Origin of the sequence: Promicromonospora citrea (genome assembly GCF_013004695.1) — a bacterium.
In the GTDB taxonomy this organism is placed as follows: domain Bacteria; phylum Actinomycetota; class Actinomycetes; order Actinomycetales; family Cellulomonadaceae; genus Promicromonospora; species Promicromonospora citrea.
Map to the genome: position 1 here is coordinate 35354 of NZ_JABEMG010000016.1, position 16882 is coordinate 52235.

At 74.0% G+C, this 16882-nt stretch carries 14 protein-coding genes; 7 read left to right on the forward strand and 7 right to left on the reverse strand.

Annotated features, from left to right (window positions below):
- Window positions 1–14: 14 nt before the first annotated feature.
- Complete coding sequence (locus tag HLB15_RS05325) at window positions 15–2504, reverse strand: phosphoketolase family protein (RefSeq protein ID WP_171104267.1); 2490 nt, start codon at window positions 2502–2504, stop codon at window positions 15–17.
- A 147-nt stretch (window positions 2505–2651) separates the two neighbouring features.
- Between HLB15_RS05325 and HLB15_RS05330 the strand changes: the two genes are divergently transcribed.
- A complete protein-coding gene (locus HLB15_RS05330; protein ID WP_171104268.1) occupies window positions 2652–3551 on the forward strand; it encodes an SURF1 family protein in 900 nt (299 codons plus the stop codon).
- Between the two features lie 7 nt (window positions 3552–3558).
- Here the strand turns inward: HLB15_RS05330 and HLB15_RS05335 are convergent, their stop codons facing one another.
- Window positions 3559–4737: a MalY/PatB family protein gene (locus HLB15_RS05335; RefSeq protein ID WP_229784945.1), complete on the reverse strand. Its 1179-nt coding sequence runs from the start codon at window positions 4735–4737 to the stop codon at window positions 3559–3561.
- Between the two features lie 71 nt (window positions 4738–4808).
- The gene (locus HLB15_RS05340) at window positions 4809–5216 is read right to left on the reverse strand and encodes a DUF3817 domain-containing protein (RefSeq protein ID WP_171104270.1); all 408 of its coding nucleotides are present in this window, start codon (window positions 5214–5216) and stop codon (window positions 4809–4811) included.
- Window positions 5217–5317: 101 nt separating this feature from the next.
- Here HLB15_RS05340 and HLB15_RS05345 point away from each other — a divergent pair, with 101 nt between their 5' ends.
- On the forward strand, window positions 5318–7138 hold the full coding sequence (locus HLB15_RS05345) for an ABC transporter ATP-binding protein (RefSeq protein WP_171104271.1): 1821 nt from the start codon (window positions 5318–5320) through the stop codon (window positions 7136–7138).
- Window positions 7135–8880 carry an ABC transporter ATP-binding protein gene (locus HLB15_RS05350; protein WP_171104272.1) on the forward strand — a complete coding sequence of 582 codons (1746 nt, stop codon included), beginning with the start codon at window positions 7135–7137 and terminating at the stop codon, window positions 8878–8880. The genes HLB15_RS05345 and HLB15_RS05350 overlap by 4 nt, the downstream gene beginning before the upstream one ends.
- 147 nt (window positions 8881–9027) lie before the next feature.
- Here the strand turns inward: HLB15_RS05350 and HLB15_RS24705 are convergent, their stop codons facing one another.
- Window positions 9028–9810, reverse strand: coding sequence for an IclR family transcriptional regulator (locus HLB15_RS24705; protein ID WP_171104273.1), 783 nt, complete (start codon window positions 9808–9810; stop codon window positions 9028–9030).
- A gap of 72 nt (window positions 9811–9882) precedes the next feature.
- Here HLB15_RS24705 and HLB15_RS05360 point away from each other — a divergent pair, with 72 nt between their 5' ends.
- The 4 genes from HLB15_RS05360 (at window position 9883) to guaA (ending at window position 14515) form a co-directional block, all read left to right on the forward strand.
- The gene (locus HLB15_RS05360; protein WP_171104274.1) at window positions 9883–10905 is read left to right on the forward strand and encodes a 2-dehydro-3-deoxygalactonokinase; all 1023 of its coding nucleotides are present in this window, start codon (window positions 9883–9885) and stop codon (window positions 10903–10905) included.
- Window positions 10902–11522, forward strand: coding sequence for a 2-dehydro-3-deoxy-6-phosphogalactonate aldolase (locus HLB15_RS05365; protein WP_171104275.1), 621 nt, complete (start codon window positions 10902–10904; stop codon window positions 11520–11522). The genes HLB15_RS05360 and HLB15_RS05365 overlap by 4 nt, the downstream gene beginning before the upstream one ends.
- Before the next feature lie 90 nt (window positions 11523–11612).
- Window positions 11613–12836 carry a galactonate dehydratase gene (gene dgoD / locus HLB15_RS05370; protein ID WP_268240987.1) on the forward strand — a complete coding sequence of 408 codons (1224 nt, stop codon included), beginning with the start codon at window positions 11613–11615 and terminating at the stop codon, window positions 12834–12836.
- Between the two features lie 71 nt (window positions 12837–12907).
- The gene (gene guaA / locus HLB15_RS05375) at window positions 12908–14515 is read left to right on the forward strand and encodes a glutamine-hydrolyzing GMP synthase (protein ID WP_171104277.1); all 1608 of its coding nucleotides are present in this window, start codon (window positions 12908–12910) and stop codon (window positions 14513–14515) included.
- Between the two features lie 49 nt (window positions 14516–14564).
- Here the strand turns inward: guaA and HLB15_RS24000 are convergent, their stop codons facing one another.
- The 3 genes from HLB15_RS24000 to HLB15_RS05390 all read right to left on the reverse strand — a co-directional run.
- Window positions 14565–15191: a prepilin peptidase gene (locus HLB15_RS24000; RefSeq protein ID WP_171104278.1), complete on the reverse strand. Its 627-nt coding sequence runs from the start codon at window positions 15189–15191 to the stop codon at window positions 14565–14567.
- A 192-nt stretch (window positions 15192–15383) separates the two neighbouring features.
- Window positions 15384–16541: a glycosyltransferase family 4 protein gene (locus tag HLB15_RS05385; RefSeq protein ID WP_171104279.1), complete on the reverse strand. Its 1158-nt coding sequence runs from the start codon at window positions 16539–16541 to the stop codon at window positions 15384–15386.
- A gap of 73 nt (window positions 16542–16614) precedes the next feature.
- The coding region (locus HLB15_RS05390) for a hypothetical protein (RefSeq protein ID WP_171104236.1) at window positions 16615–16882 on the reverse strand (268 nt) is incomplete at its 5' end.

The following is a 16882-nucleotide window of genomic DNA, read 5'->3' on the forward strand; positions in this document are numbered from 1 at the left end:
CTTCGGGGGAGGCGCTACTCGTTGTCCCCACCCGTGCCGAGCGTAGCGCCCACCTGGCCGGAGTCGGCCTGGTCCTGGGCGTCGGGCCAGACCCAGTCGCGCACCTCGGGGATGTCGTCGCCGTGCTCGCGCGTCCAGGCGCGGGCACGGACCCGCGCGTCCTGCATGCGCTGGCGCAGGCCCGCCTGGGTCGTGCCCAGCGACGGTACGCGGTCGATGACGTCGATCACCAGGTGGTACCGGTCCAGGTCGTTGAGCATGACCATGTCGAACGGCGTCGTCGTCGTGCCCTCCTCCTTGTAGCCGCGCACGTGCCAGTGGTCGTGGCCGGTGCGGCGGTAGGTGAGGCGGTGGATGAGCCACGGGTAGCCGTGGTAGGCGAAGATCACGGGCCGGTCGGCCGTGAACAGGCCGTCGAACTCGCGGTCGGGCAGACCGTGCGGGTGCTCCTTCGCGTCCTGCAGCCGCATGAGGTCGACGACGTTGACCACGCGCACCTTGAGGTCCGGCAGCTCGCGGCGCAGGATGTCGGCCGCGGCGAGCACCTCCATCGTGGGCACGTCGCCCGCGCACCCGAGCACGACGTCGGGCGTGGTGCCGGGCTCCTCCGTGCCCGCCCACTCCCAGATGCCGAGGCCGCGCGTGCAGTGCTCGACGGCGCTGGGCATGTCGAGCCAGTTCGGCGACGGCTGCTTGCCGGAGACCACCACGTTGACGTACTGCCGGCTGCGCAGGCAGTGGTCGTACGTGGACAGGAGCGTGTTGGCGTCCGGCGGCAGGTAGACGCGGACGATCTCGGCCTTCTTGTTGACGACGTGGTCGATGAACCCGGGGTCCTGGTGGCTGAACCCGTTGTGGTCCTGCCGCCACACGTGGCTGGACAGGAGGTAGTTGAGCGACGCGATCGGGCGGCGCCACGGGATGTCGTTGGTGACCTTGAGCCACTTGGCGTGCTGGTTGAACATCGAGTCGATGATGTGGATGAACGCCTCGTAGCTGGTCAGCAGGCCGTGCCGACCGGTCAGGAGGTAGCCCTCCAGCCAGCCCTGCACCTGGTGCTCGCTGAGCATCTCCATGACGCGGCCCGCGCGGGCCATGTGCTCGTCGACGTCCGGGCCGAGGTACTCGGCGTTCCACTGCTTGTCGGTCGTCTCGTACACGGCCTGCAGGCGGTTGGACGCCACCTCGTCCGGGCCGAAGATCCGGAACGTGTGCGGGTTGAGGCGGATGACGTCGGTGAGCCACTGGCCCAGCACGCGCGGCGCCTCCGCCGTCGACCCGCCCGGCACCGGCACGTCGACGGCGTACTCGCGGAAGTCGGGCAGGCGCAGGTCCTTGAGCAGCAGTCCGCCGTTGGCGTGCGGGGTCGCGCTCATCCGCAGGTCGCCGTGCGGCGCGAGCGCGGTGATCTCCGGCAGCACGCGGCCCTCGTCGTCGAACAGCTCCTCGGGGCGGTAGGACCGCAGCCAGGTCTCGAGCACCTGGAGGTGCTCGGGCGTGTCCCGGGCGTTCGCGAGCGGCACCTGGTGGGCGCGCCACGAGCCGGTCGTCTTCTTGCCGTCGATCTCGGCCGGGCCGCTCCAGCCCTTGGGCGTCCGGAACACGATCATCGGCCAGGTGGGCCGCGTGAGGTCACCGTCGGCGGCGCGGGCCTTGATGGCCGCGATCTCGTCGAGCGCCTCGTCCAGGAGCGCGGCGAACCGGCGGTGCACCTCCAGCGGCGACTCGTCCTCGTCGAACCCGCCCTCGAAGAAGTACGGCTTGTAGCCGTAGCCGACCATGAGGTCGTGCAGCTCCTCCTGCGGGATGCGGGCCAGCACCGTCGGGTTGGCGATCTTGTAGCCGTTGAGGTGGAGGATCGGCAGCACCGCGCCGTCCTGGGCGGGGTTGAGGAACTTGTTCGAGTGCCAGGACGTCGCCAGCGGGCCGGTCTCGGCCTCGCCGTCGCCCACGACGGCCGCGACCAGGAGGTCAGGGTTGTCGAACGCGGCGCCGTAGGCGTGGCTCAGGGCGTAGCCGAGCTCGCCGCCCTCGTGGATCGAGCCCGGCGTCTCGGGCGCGACGTGGCTCGGGATGCCGCCCGGGAACGAGAACTGCCGGAACAGACGACGCACGCCCTCGGTGTCCTGCGTGATGTCGCTGTAGACCTCCGAGTAGGTGCCGTCCAGGTAGGCGGACGCGACGAGGCCGGGCCCGCCGTGTCCCGGCCCGGTGACGTACACGGTGGGCTGCTGCCGCTGGGCGATGGCCCGGTTGAGGTGCGCGTACAGGAAGTTCAGGCCCGGCGTCGTGCCCCAGTGGCCCAGCAGGCGGGGCTTGACGTGCTCGGGCGTCAGCTTCTCGCGCAGGAGCGGGTTGTCCAGGAGGTAGATCTGGCCGACCGACAGGTAGTTGGCCGCCCGCCACCACGCGTCGAGGCGCTCCAGCTCCTCCGGCTCCGGCGGCGCGACGCCGGTCGCGCGCCACCCGGCGGCCGGGGTCTCGGGAACGGTGCTCGTCGTCATCGCATCTCCTCCGTGTGGACGTGGACCCGGACGCGGGTCCCTGCTCGGCGGGCTGCTGCTCGTTCATTCGAACGCAGAACGCTCTTGCCCGCGAGGTGTGCGCAGGGTGACGTCCTGGACGGCTCCGCGGGCGGTTACCGTTGAGACATGCCTGTCAGCGCCCCCAGCGCCCCCACAGCAGCCGGGTCCGACGCTCCTGCGCCCGAGCGTCGCGGCTTCCTCGAGGTGGCCCGGCAACCCCGCATGGTCGGGCTGCTCCTCGTCTTCCTCCTGGCCGCGCTCGTCTGCGGCCGCCTGGGTGCCTGGCAGCTCGACCGCGCCTACGAGCGCGCGGAGCTCGCCGCGCAGCAGGAGGCGGCCGAGGCCGCGGCCGCCGGGCCGTCCTGGCTCGGCGAGGTGCTCGCCCCGCAGGAGGGCTTCCCCGGCGAGCTGGTGGGCCGCGAGGTGCGGGCGACGGGCCGGTTCGAGCCCGAGGGCTCGCTCCTCGTGCCCGGTCGCGCCCTCGAGGGGCGCACCGGCTACCTCGTGCTCACCCCGTTCCGCCTGTCCGACGACGGCACGGGCGGCGACACCTGGGCCGACCTGTCGGGCGCGCCGGTGCTCGCCGTCGTCCAGGGCTGGGTGGAGCAGCCAGCGGACGCCGACGCCCTGGTCCACCCGACAGACGAGGTGACGCTGACCGGCTGGCTGCAGGTGGGCGAGGCGACGTCCGGCGCGGCGACCGTCGTCGACGGGCAGACCCCCGAGATCGCACTCAGTGCCCTCGTCAACGAGTGGGGCGGGCCGATCTACACCGGCTACCTCGTGGCCACCGCCGGGCCGGGCTCACCCGCCGACGGCGGCGGCGCCGCGCTGCCCCGCCCCACCATCGACGGCGGCACGGACGCCAACCTGCAGAACATCTTCTACGCGCTGCAGTGGTGGGTGTTCGGCGGGTTCGCCGTGCTGCTCTGGGTGCGACTGGTGCGCGACGAGATGGCCGGCGGGCGCCGGGGCGGACGGCCGACCGACGCCGACACCGGCATCGCGGGGCTGCCGGCGGCGTGAGCGGGGGTCAGCGCGGCAGGCTCTCCAGCATCTGGCCGACCGCCTGCTCCAGGAGCGGGCGCGGCATGCCCAGGTTGAAGCGCACGAACCCGCGGCCCGCGTCGCCGCAGGCCGCACCGTCGACGACCACGACGCCCGCGTGCTCCCGGAAGTACGCGGCGGGGCTCTCGCCCGGCAGGTCGAGATCGCGGCAGTCGAGCCACGCGAGGTAGGTGCCCTCGGGCGGCCGGTAGCCGATGCCCGAGCCGTCGAGCAGCTCGGCCAGCCGGGTGGCGTTGCCGTGCACGTAGCCGATGACGTCGTCCAGCCAGTCGCGGCCCTCCGTGTACGCGGCGGCGGCCGCGACGACGCCGAGGGTCGAGGCGCCGATCTCCGTGCGCTCGCCCACCTCGTCCCAGAGCTTCACGTCGGCGTCGTTCGAGAGCACGATCTGCGCGCACTTGAGGCCGGGCAGGTTCCACGCCTTCGACGCCGAGGTCGCGGTCACGGTGTGCCCCGCCGTCGTGGCACTGAGCGACGCGTACGGCACGTGGCGGCGGCCGGGGTGGACCAGCGGGGCGTGGATCTCGTCCGAGAAGACGCGCCCTCCGTGCCGGTCGACGACCTCGGCGACCGCGAGCATCTCGGCGGGCTCGAGCACCCGGCCGATGGGGTTGTGCGGGTTGCAGACGATCAGGACGTGCCCGCCCGCCGCGAAGGCGGCGTCGAGCGCGTCGAGGTCGTAGGTGTAGCGGCCGGACGCGTCGCGCACCATCGGCACCTGCAAGACCTCGCGGCCCAGCTCGCCGGGCAGCGTCTGGAACGGCATGTACGACGGCGTGGGCACGATGACGGGCGACCCGGGCCGCGAGAAGTGCCGGATGGTGTGCTCGAGCACCGTGAGCACGTCGGAGGCGGGCCGTACGCGCGCCGGGTCGACGGCCCAGCCGTACCGGTCGGCGGCGAACGACGCGTACGCCTCGCTCGTGGTCCGGACCAGCGCGGGCGGGAGGTAGCCGAGCAGGCCGCGGTCGACGGCGGCGTGCAGCGCGGCGGCGACCGGCGGCGCCACGGGGAAGTCGGCCTCGGCGACCCAGGCGCCGAGCGCGTCCGGGTAGGCCGTCCACTTGAGGCTGCCCGCCGCGCGGAGGTCGGCGGCGGTGATGGCGTCGAAGGGGTGTGCGTTCACCGGGGCGTCGGAGTTCACCCTCGCATTGAAACAGGCCGTCCGACGTGGTTGCGCGCGGCGACCGGTCCGTGGGCCCCCGGCCGCCGGGGTCAGGAGAGGTAGCGCGCCTCGAGGGCGGCGAGCTTGGCCTCGGCCTCGCCGTGGATCTTCTTCTCGAGCACGAACGACATGACGGGGACGACGCCGGCGATCACCATCGTGACCAGGCGGCCGAAGCCCCAGCGCATCTTCGACCACAGGTCCGCGACCGTGACGAGGTAGACGACGTAGATCCACCCGTGCGCGAACGGCACCCACGCGATGAACGGCAGGATGCCGTCGACGTCCGTGACGGCACCCAGGCCGTACTTGATGCCGAGCTCGACGCAGAGGACGAGCAGCATGACGCCGGTGACGAGCGCCATGAAGCGGTAGCGGGACATCGCGCCGCGCGCCTTGCGGATCGCGGTGGCCGCCGCCTCGGCGGAGATCTCGGGTGCGGTCTGCGGGGTGCTCACCCCTCGAGGATAGGCCGTCCCCGACGCTCCCCGGACCGGCCGTCGCCGGCCTGGGGATAAAGCGTGGATCAGTGTCAGTGGTCGTCCGTACCGTGGTGGTCGTGCGCTCCCTCCCCTTCGCCGATCCCGGCACGCCGCCGCTGCGCGGCCCCGTCACGCTCCTGCTGTGGCTGGCCCGCAAGCAGGCCCGCGTGCTGGCCGGCGCCATGTTCTTCGGGGTGCTCGGGTTCACGTGCAGCTCGTTCCAGCCCTACCTGGTGGGCCACATCATCGACAGCGCGACGGAGTCCGGTCTGAGCCGGACCACGTGGACCTGGGCGGCCGTCATGGCGGGCGTCGGGATCGTGTGGATCGCCTCGAACGCGATCGGCCACCGCTGGGACATCACGGCGTGGATGCACGCCGCCTTCCGCACCTCCCAGCTCGTGACCCGAACCGTCGCGCGGTCGGGACACAACATCACCAAGGAGCTGCCGACCGGCGAGGTCGTCTCGTCCGTCGCCAACGACACGATGCGGATCGGCGAGGTCTTCGCCGTCCTCGGGCAGACGATCGGCAGCGTCGCGACGTACACGATCGTCGTGGTGCTCATGCTGCGGCAGTCGCTCACGCTCGGCCTCGTCATCGCGCTCGGCCTGCCTGTCGTCGCCGCGATCCTCGCCCTGCTGGTCAAGCCGCTGCAGAAGCACCAGAAGAAGCAGCGCGACGCGCAGGGCCGGCTGACCACGCTCGGCGCCGACACCGTCTCCGGCCTGCGCATCCTGCGCGGCATCGGCGGCGAGAAGGTCTTCACGGGCCGCTACCGCGACCAGTCGCAGAGGGTGCGGCAGGCGGGGGTCGACGTCGCCGGGACGCAGTCGGTGCTCGACGCCCTGCAGGTGCTGCTGCCCGGCCTCTTCATCGCGCTGGTCGTCTACCTCGGCGCGGCCGAGGCCCTCGCCGGGCGCATCAGCACGGGCCAGCTCGTCGCGTTCTACGGCTATGCGTCGTTCCTGTCCTGGCCGGTGCACCTGCTCGTGCAGTCGGTCAACGTCGTGACCAAGGCGCACGTGGCCGCGGGCAAGGTGGTCAAGGTGCTGCAGGTGGTCCCGGCGACGGGGGCGACCGGCTCGTCGGCCGCGATGCCGCCCGCCCACGTCCCGCTGGTCGACGAGACGACGGGTGTCACCCTCGAGCCCGGCCGCGTCCTGGCGCTCGTCAGTGCCGACCCGGACGAGTCGGCACGCGTCGCCGTCCGGATGGGCCGGTTCGACGACGAGGCCGAGACGGACACCCCGGTCACGCTCGGCGGCGTCCGGCTGGCCGACCTGGACAAGCAGGAGCTGCGGGAGCGGGTCGTCGTGGCCGACGCGACGCCTGCCCTGTTCTCCGGCCGGCTCGCCGGCGAGCTCGACGTGCGCGACGCCGCCGACCGCGCGGCCCTGCTGCGCGCGATGCACGTCGCCGACGCGCACGACGTGCTGGAGTCGCTGCCGGACGGCATCGAGGGCGAGATCCCGGAGAAGGGGCGCTCGCTGTCGGGCGGTCAGCGGCAGCGCGTCGCGCTCGCGCGGGCGCTCGTCACCGACCCGGAGATCCTCGTGCTCGTGGAGCCGACGTCCGCGGTGGACGCGCACACCGAGGCGCGCATCGCGCAGCGGCTGACCGAGTGGCGCCGCGGGCGCACGACGCTGATCGTCACGGCCAGCCCGCTCGTGCTCGACCACGTGGACGAGGTGCTCTTCCTCGACGACGGCACGGTCGCGGCGCGCGGCACGCACCGCGAGCTGCTCGACCTCCCGCCGGACGCGCCGGGCGGGCAGGAGGCCGCGCGCTACCGGCGCGTGGTCGGCCGCTCGCTGGCCGAGGACGACGACACCGAGCTGGACCAGGAGCTCGACGCCCTGCTGGGCGCGAACGCACAGGAAGGAGGCACGGCATGAGCTCGGGGAAGATCCTGCCGATCGCCGACGCCGCCGAGACCTGGGCGTACACGCGCCGGCTGCTGGGGCGGCACCGCACGCCGCTGGTCGTCATCACCGTGGCCAACACGGTGGCCGCCGTGGCGGGCCTCGTGGGGCCGTTCGTGCTGGGCCGCCTCGTGGACGGGGTGACGCGGGGCACGACGCTCGAGGCCGCGCGCAACCTCGTGCTGCTCGCGGTCGGCGCCATCGTGCTGCAGTCGCTCATCACGCGCTTCGCGCAGCGCCGGGCCATGGTGTTCGGCGAGACCGTGTTCGCCGACATGCGCGAGGAGTTCGTCGAGACGGTGACGTCGCTGCCGCTGTCGACGGTGGAGACGGCCGGGACGGGTGACCTCATCGCCCGCACGACGCGCGACGTCAGCCGCATCCAGAACGCCGTGCGGTTCGGCGTGCCGCGCCTCGTGATCGCCGTCGTGAGCCTGGTGCTCACCATCGCCGTGAGCTTCGTGGTGGCGCCTCTCGTGGCCGTCGGGATGCTCGTCGGCGTGCCCGTGCTCGTCGTCACGGCGCGCTGGTACCTCAAGCGCGCGACGCCCGCCTACCAGCGGGAGTCGGCGGCGTACGCGCGGCTCGACGGCACCGTCACCGAGTCCGTCGAGGGCGCCCGCACGGTGGACGCGCTGAAGATCGGACGCCGGCGCACGGCCCGCGGCGACGAGGATCTTCAGGAGGCGTTCCAGGCCGAGCGGGGCACGCTGTTCCTGCGCACCGTGCTGTTCCCCGGCGTGGACTTCGCGTTCATGATCGCGCCGATCTCCGTGCTCGTGTGGGGCTGCTTCCTCGCGTCGGAGGGCATGGTCACGTTCGGCATGGTGGCGAGCATCGTCATGTACACCTACCAGCTCCAGGGGCCGGTCTGGGAGCTGATCTTCTGGCTCGACGAGATCCAGGTCGCCGCCACGTCCCTGTCGCGCATCATCGGTGTCCGGCTCGTGCCGACCGACCGCACCGCGAGCGGCGCCGTGCCGACCGACGAGCAGGTGCGCGGCGAGCAGGTGCGCTACGCCTACCGCGAGGGCACCGACGTGCTGCACGGCATCGACCTCGACCTGCGGGTGGGGGAGCGGCTGGCGGTCGTCGGCCCGTCGGGATCGGGCAAGTCGACGCTCGGCCGCATGCTCGCGGGCATCCACCCGCCCACGGGCGGCAGCGTGCGGGTCGGAGGCGTACCGCTCGTCGACCTGCCGCTCGAGGACCTGCGCAGGCACGTCGCGCTCGTGACCCAGGAGCACCACGTGTTCGTGGGCACCCTCGCCGACAACCTGCGCCTGGCCAAGATCGACGCGGACGACGACGAGCTCATGGACGCCCTGCGCGCCGTCGACGCGCACGGGTGGGTCGAGGCGCTCGACGAGGGGCTCGCCACCGAGGTGGGCTCCGGCGGGCACAAGCTCACGCCCGCACAGGCCCAGCAGATCGCCCTCGCGCGGCTCGTGCTGCTCGACCCGCACACGCTCGTGCTCGACGAGGCCACGTCGCTGCTCGACCCGCGCGCCGCCCGGCATCTCGAGCGCTCGCTCAACGCGGTGCTCGAGGGGCGCACGGTCGTGGCGATCGCCCACCGGCTGCACACGGCCCACGACGCCGACCGCGTCGCGGTGCTCGACGCCGGCCGCATCACGGAGATCGGCCCGCACGAGGAGCTGGTCGCCGCGGGCGGCGAGTACGCGCGCCTGTGGCACAGCTGGCAGCACGAGTAGAGGCTGCTGCCCGACCCGGGGCGAGCCGCTGAGATCTGGTGTCGGCGTCGAGATCTGGTCGCGCACAGCCAGATCTCGACGCGAACACCAGATCTCGCCGGTCGGCACCAGCTACCAGCCGAGCCGAGCAGCCGGCCCGCCGGGCGCCTACGTGCCCGCCGGCGCGCCCAGGCCCGCCGACACCCGGCCCGCCGCCTCACGGACCACCGGGACCAGCGCCTCGAGCCGCTCGGGCGGCATGAACGGGCGCGTCGCGGTGATGCTCACGGCCGCGACGATGCCGCCCGACGCGTCCCGGACCGGCGCCGCGACGCAGAGGATCCCCGGCTCGTTCTCCTCGAGGTCGAACGCCACCCCACGAGCCGCCGAGGCCCGCATGACCTCGACGAACGCGTCGGCGGTGAGAACGTCGCGGTCCAGCCCGTCGTCCGCGGCGGCCGGCCGCTCGGCGCGGAACTGATCGCGCCAGCGGTCCGGGCTGTCCAGCAGCAGGGCCTTGCCGATGCCCGTGCGGGTCAGCGGCATGCGGTGCCCGATCTGCGAGCGCATCACGGCGCCGCGCGTCCCGGGGATCTTCTCGAGGTAGAGCACCTGCCCCCTGTCCTCGATCGCGAGGTGCACGGTGTCGCGCACGCGCTCGGCGAGCGCCCGCAGGACCGGCGCGGCGACCGCCGTCACCGGGTTCTCCTGCAGCGCCTGGTAGCCGAGCTGGATCAGTGCGGGGCCGAGGGCGTACGCGCCGTCGTCGAGCAGGCGGAGGTAGCCGGTGGCGCGCAGGAGCTGGAGCAGCCGGTGCGTGGTGCTGCGGCCGACGCCCGTCTCCTCCGCGATCTCCCGGAGCCGGGTGCGGCCGCGGGCCACGGCGTCGACGACGGCGATCCCGCGCGCGAGCGTCTGGGTGCCGGGCGGCGGCGTCGGTGCGGTGGTCACCGTCGCACCGTACCGTCCCGATTATGGGGACGCGGTTCCCGCGATCGGGACGCCCGGCCTACCGTCCCGGACATGCCCGACGCCGCGCTCGTCGCCCTCGACTGGGGCACCACCACGTTCCGCGCCTGGCTGCTGGACGGCACCGGCGCGGTGCTCGACGCGGTCCGGTCCGATGACGGGGTGCTCGCGGTCTCGGCGGGCGCGGCCGCAGCTCGCTCGCCGGACGACGGCGGTGACACCACCGCCGCTCCGAGCGGCACCGCCCCCGCCGCGGCGCGCGCCCGGGCGTTCGAGGCAGTGTTCACGGCGCGGTGCGGACCCTGGCTCGCCGCACACCCTGGCCTGCCGGTGCTCTGCGCCGGCATGGCCGGGTCGAACCACGGGTGGGCCGAGGCCGGCTATCTCGACGTCCCGGCGACGCTCGACGGGCTCGCCGGCCGGCTCACGGCCGTGTCCGCCGACGGCGTCACGGTGCACCTCGTACCGGGGCTGCGGGTCACGGGCGCCGACCCCGACGTCCTGCGGGGCGAGGAGGTGCAGCTCGCCGGGGTGCTCGCGACGTCGGACGACCCGCCGTCGACCGTGGTGCTGCCCGGCACGCACTCGAAGTGGGTGCGGCTGGACGACGGCCGCGTCACCGGGTTCACCACCGCCATGACCGGCGAGCTGTACGGACTGCTGCTGCGGGGGAGCATCCTCGCGCGGCTCGCGGAGGGCGACCCGGGGCCGGAGGTCGGCGCCGCCTTCGTGCGCGGGCTGGACACCGAGCGCGACCACGGCGACGACCGTGGCCTGCCCGCGCTGCTGTTCACCGCGCGCACGCTCGTGCTCGCGGGCCGGCTCGACCCCGCGGACGTCGCGGACTACGTGTCCGGCCTGCTCGTGGGCGCCGAGGTGCGGCACGGGCTCCGCGGCGTGACCGGCGTCGTCGCGCTGTGCGGGCCCGGGTCCACCGCCGACCGGTACCGCCACGCGCTCGAGCGGCACGGTGCGAGCGTGCGCGTCGTCGGCCCGGAGGCCGCCGTCGCCGGGCTGTGGCGCGTCGCCCGTGACGCGGGCCTCGTGCCCGTCCCCGACCCCGAGGAGACCGCATGACCTACCCCGACACCGGGCTCGTCGCCATCCTCCGCGGCGTGACCCCGGACGAGGCCGTCGAGATCGCCGCGGCGGTGCTCGACGTGGGCTTTGACGCCGTCGAGGTGCCGTACAACTCGCCCGACCCGCTGGAGTCGATCCGCCGCATCCGCTCCGCGGCCCCCGCTGGCAGCCGGGTCGGGGCCGGCACCGTGCTCACGCCCGACGACGTCCGCCGGGCCGCCGACGCCGGGGCGTCGCTCATCGTGTCGCCGAACACGCGGGCCGACGTCGTCGCCGAGACCGTACGTCTCGGCCTCGAGAGCTACCCCGGGGCCGCGACGCCGACCGAGGCGTTCGTCGCGCTCGACGCCGGGGCGCGCGCGGTCAAGCTGTTCCCGAGCGCGGCGGTCGGCGTCGACGGCATGCGGGCGTGGGCGAGCGTGCTCCCCGCGGGCACGGGCCTCGTGCCGGTCGGTGGCGTCGACGCCGACAATCTCGCGGACTGGGCCCGCGCGGGCGCGGCCGGCGCCGGGATCGGCACGTCGTTGTACCGCCCGGGCGACGGGGCGTCGGTGGTCGCCGACCGTGCGGCAGCGCTGGTCACCGCCTGGCACACGGCCCGCGCGTCCCCGTGAGCCGCGTCCACCGCCCACTCCTCGCCGCTGAGATCTGGTGCCCGGCCCCGCACCGCCGCCGAGATCTGGTGTTCGCGGCGAGATCTGGCCGTGCACGACCAGATCTCGCCGCCAACACCAGATCTCAGCGAGCGGCGATCCCACCCCCACCCCGGAAGGACCCCCGTGAAGATCACCTCCGTGACGACGTTCGCCGTGCCGCCCCGGTGGCTGTTCGTGCGGATCGAGACCGACACCGGCGTCGTCGGCTGGGGCGAGGCCACGCTCGAGGGCCGGGCGGCCACCGTCGCGGCGCTCGTCGAGGAGCTCAGCGACTACCTCGTCGGCCGGGACCCGCGCCGCATCGAGGAGCACTGGACCGTGCTCTACCGCTCGGGGTTCTACCGGGGCGGCGGCCTGCACATGAGCGCGCTGGCCGGCATCGACCAGGCGCTCTGGGACATCACCGGCAAGGCGCTCGGCGCGCCCGTGCACGAGCTGCTCGGCGGCCGGGTGCGCGACCGGATCACGGTCTACTCGTGGATCGGCGGCGACCGGCCCGCCGAGACCGCCGCCCAGGCACGGGCCGCCGTCGAGCGCGGGTTCTCCGCGGTCAAGATGAACGGCCCCGAGGAGCTGCAGTACCTCGACACGCGCGCCAAGGTCGAGAAGGTGGTCGCCAACGTGTCGGCGGTGCGCGAGGCCGTCGGCCCGGACGTCGGCATCGGCGTCGACTTCCACGGCCGCGTGCACCGCCCCATGGCCCGCGTGCTGCTCGACGCGCTGGCGCCGTTCCACCTCCTGTTCGTCGAGGAGCCCGTGCTCTCGGAGCACGTCGACGGCATCGCGGACGTGCTGCGCGGCTCGGCGACGCCGGTCGCGCTCGGCGAGCGGCTGTTCTCCCGGTGGGACTTCAAGAGCGTCATCACGTCCGGCGTCGTCGACGTGGTGCAGCCCGACCTGTCCCACGCGGGCGGCATCACCGAGGTGCGCAAGATCGCCGCGATGGCCGAGGCCTACGACATCGCCGTCGCGCCGCACTGCCCGCTCGGCCCGATCGCGCTCGCCGCGTGCCTCCAGCTCGACGCCGTCGCCCACAACGCGGTGATCCAGGAGCAGAGCCTCGGCATCCACTACAACACCTCGAACGACCTGCTCGACTACCTCGTCGACCCGTCGGTCTTCGACTACGTCGACGGGTCGGTCACCATCCCGCGCGGACCCGGCCTCGGCATCGAGGTCGACGAGGACTACGTGCGCGAGCGCGCCGCCGAGGGGCACAGGTGGCGCAACCCCGTGTGGCGGCACGCCGACGGGTCGTTCGCCGAGTGGTGACCGCGAGCCGGGTGCCAGACGTAACACCCTCGCGGGGCGCCCGGCCGCCGTCGGGCACATAGACTGGGGCGGTGACGTCTCCCGCCACCGCCGGCCCCGGTCAGCCGGACAGCCCGCCCACACCCCGCCCGGTCCTCGTCGTCGACTTCGGCGCGCAGTACGCCCAGCTCATCGCCCGCCGCGTGCGTGAGGCGAAGGTGTACTCGGAGATCGTGCCCCACACGTTCACGGTCGAGCAGATGCTCGCCAAGGACCCGGCCGCGATCATCCTGTCGGGCGGCCCGTCGTCCGTGTACGCCACGGGTGCGCCGTTCGTCGACCCCAAGCTGTTCGAGGCCGGTGTGCCGGTCATGGGCATCTGCTACGGCTTCCAGGCGATGGCGCAGGCGCTCGGCGGCGAGGTCGCGCAGACCGGCCTGAGCGAGTTCGGCGGCACCGAGGTCGAGGTGTGCGCCGCCGGCGTGCTGCTCGCCGACACCCCCGAGCACCAGACCGCGTGGATGAGCCACGGCGACGCCGTGCACAAGGCGCCCGTCGGGTTCGAGGTGCTGGCGACGTCGGAGGGTTCGCCCGTCGCCGCGTTCGAGGACACGCGCCGCCGCCTCTACGGCGTGCAGTGGCACCCCGAGGTGCGGCACTCCGCCCACGGCCAGACCGTGCTCGAGCACTTCCTCTACGAGGGCGCGGGGCTGAAGCCCGACTGGACCGCCGGCAACGTCATCGCCGACCAGGTCGCCGCCATCAAGGCGCAGATCGGCGACGCGCGCGTCATCTGCGCGCTGTCCGGCGGCGTCGACTCCGCCGTCGCGGCGGCCCTGGTCCAGCGCGCCGTGGGCGACCAGCTCACCTGCGTGCACGTCGACCACGGCCTCATGCGGGCGGGCGAGGTCGAGCAGATCAAGAACGACTTCGTCGCCTCCACCGGCGTCAACCTCGTCGTCCGCGACGAGAAGGAGCGGTTCCTCACGGCGCTCGCGGGCGTGCGCGACCCCGAGGCCAAGCGCAAGATCATCGGCCGCGAGTTCATCCGCGTCTTCGAGGACGCGCAGCGGGACATCATCGAAGAAGCAGGCGAGGCGGGGGAAGAAGTCAAGTTCCTCGTGCAGGGCACGCTGTACCCGGACGTCGTCGAGTCCGGCGGCGGCGAGGGTGCCGCGAACATCAAGAGCCACCACAACGTGGGCGGCCTGCCCGACGACCTGAACTTCGAGCTCGTCGAGCCGCTGCGGACGCTGTTCAAGGACGAGGTCCGCGCCGTGGGCCGCGAGCTCGGTGTGCCGGAGGAGATCGTCTCCCGCCAGCCGTTCCCGGGTCCGGGCCTCGGCATCCGCATCGTCGGCGAGATCACGGCCGAGCGCCTCGAGATCCTGCGCCGCGCCGACGCGATCGCCCGCGAGGAGCTGACCAAGGCCGGCCTCGACCACGACATCTGGCAGTGCCCCGTGGTGCTGCTCGCCGACGTCCGCTCGGTGGGCGTGCAGGGCGACGGCCGCACCTACGGCCACCCGATCGTGCTGCGCCCCGTCTCGTCCGAGGACGCGATGACGGCCGACTGGACCCGCCTGCCCTACGACGTGCTGTCGACGATCTCGACCCGCATCACCAACGAGGTCCGCGAGGTCAACCGCGTGGTGCTCGACGTGACGAGCAAGCCGCCGGGGACCATCGAGTGGGAGTGACGTCCTGCCGCCCCGTCCCCTCGTGGGGCGGGGCCGCGGCCGTCTCCGGTCAGAACCCGACCAGCCGCGCCCACGTGAGCCCGACGACGGTACCGAGCAGCATGTACGGGCCGAACGCGATGCCGGTCTTCCACCCCGCGCGCCGCCCGAGCAGCAGCGCGATCGCGACGACGCCCGCCAGCAGGTGCGCTGCGAACACGCCGCCCAGCAGCGTGCCCCACGAGTGCCACGCCAGCACCGCGCCCAGGCTCAGGGTCAGCTTCACGTCGCCGTAGCCGATGCCGCCGCGCGGGGCCACGAGGTAGAGCACCTGGTAGAGCGCGAAGAACGCCAGCGCACCCAGCGCCGCCCTGCCGAGCGAGCCCCACTGCCCGGTGCCGAGCGCCGCGAGCGCGAGCAGGAGCGCCGTGGCCCACGTCAGCGGGAAGACCAGCGCGTTGGGCAGCCGGTGCGTACGCCCGTCGATGACGCCGAGCGCGGTGCCGAGCGCCGCGAGCACCACGTAGGCGGGGGTCAGCCACCCCGGTCCGCTCGCCCAGACGGCCCAGGCGACGACGGGCACCGCGACGACGCCGATGACCAGCGCGAACGGAGCCACCTCGTCCCGGGCACGGCGGTACTGCCGGACGACGAGGGGGCCGGCGGGCTGCGTCGACGCCGGTTCGCTGGGGCTCACCCGGGGAGGCTATCGGCGGCGCGGTGCCGGCGCAGCCGTTCGGCGGGGCCTGTGGACGACTGTCGGGCGCGGGGGCTCGGCGGGCGGCGTCCGCGGCCGCTCGTCCTCGAACCCGACGTTTCTCGGCTTTGCGGGGCATGAAAGCCGAGCGACGTCGGGTTCGAAGACGAGGGGCCGCCGGCCTCCGCCGCGTCACGCCCTGGCGAGCGCCGCCGCCTCGGCGTAGGTGCGCTCGGTGGTCGCCAGCACCTCGGGCCACGCCATGGCCGACGCCGGGTCCGTGGCCGCCGCCAGCAGCGCGTCGAGCAGCGCGGGCTCGGTCGCGAGGCGTACCAGGGCCGTGGCCAGCGCGACGTCGTCGGGCACGACGAGGCCGGTCGCGCCGTCCTGCACGCGCTCGGCGACGCCCGAACCGGCCCGGGTGACCACGGTGAGCCCGGCAGCCTGCGCCTCGAGGGCGGCCAGCCCGAACGCCTCGGCCACGGCGGGCGCGGCGAAGACGTCGGCGCGCGCATAGAGCCGCTTGAGCTCGGTCGCGGTGAGCCGGCCGGGCAGCGCCACGACGCGCTCGAGGCCCTGCTCGGCGACGAACCGCAGTGCGGCGGGGCGCTCGGGACCGTCCCCGGCGAGGGTGACGACGAGGGCGTCGGACGGGAGCTGGGCTGCGGCGTCGGCGACAGCCTTCAGCAGCGGCAGCATCCGCTTGCGCGGGGCGAACCGTGCGGCGGACACGACGTGCACGGCGGGACCTTCCGGCCGCTCGGCGCGCTCGGTGCGCGGCACGCGCCAGGTGTCGAGGTCGAGGCCGTTGGGCAGGATGGCGACGTCGGCGCCGCGGCGGGCGACGATCCGGCGCAGGGGAGCCGCGGTGAGCTCGCTGACGGCGGTCCACCGCACCGGCCAACCTGACCAGCCGGTCATTCTGTCGAGCGCGGCGAGCGCCGGGGTGGCCGCGCCCCACACGCTGTGCACGGTGAGCACGGCCGGCAGGCCCAGCCGGGTGACGGGGCGCAGCGCCGCCTGCACGGTCGGGGCGAGCACGCCCATGTGCAGGTGCACGACGTCGGGTCGCTCGCCCCGCGCGACGACCTCGCGCAGGCGGCGGGTCACGTGGGCGGTGGAGCGCGGGTGGATCGGCCAGCCGCCGGGGATCCGGGCGGCGATGCGGTGCACGGTGACGCCGCCCTCGACGGACGTGGTCACGCCGTGCGCCCCGCGGGCGGCGGGCGTGGTGGTGAGGACCTCGACGGCGTGGCCGGCGGCCGCCTGCTGCTCGGCCAGGCGGCTCACCTGGGCCTCGATGCCGCCGAGCAGGGGGAGGTAGGTGTCCGACACGTGGGTGATCCGCACGGCGCCATCCTCGCACCGGGAGCCCGCCCGGTCAGGGCGGGCGGTGCGGCGGGGCCGGTGGGCCCCGCCGCGGCTAGCGCCGGCGGACGCTGGAGATCACCGAGCCGACGACGAGCAGCACGCCGGCCACACCCAGGACGCCGATGAGCGCGGCGCCCGGGTCGAAGATCACGCCCATCGACACGGCGAGCACGCCCAGCCCGACGGCGATCACGATCAGCCCCCAGACCGCGGTGCCGACGCGCGTGCCCTTGCGCGGCTCCGGCGCTGTGGCCGGTGCCGTGGTCGGTGCGGGTGCCGTCGCCGGGCCAGCGCCCGCGGCAGCCGACGAGGCGGCAGGC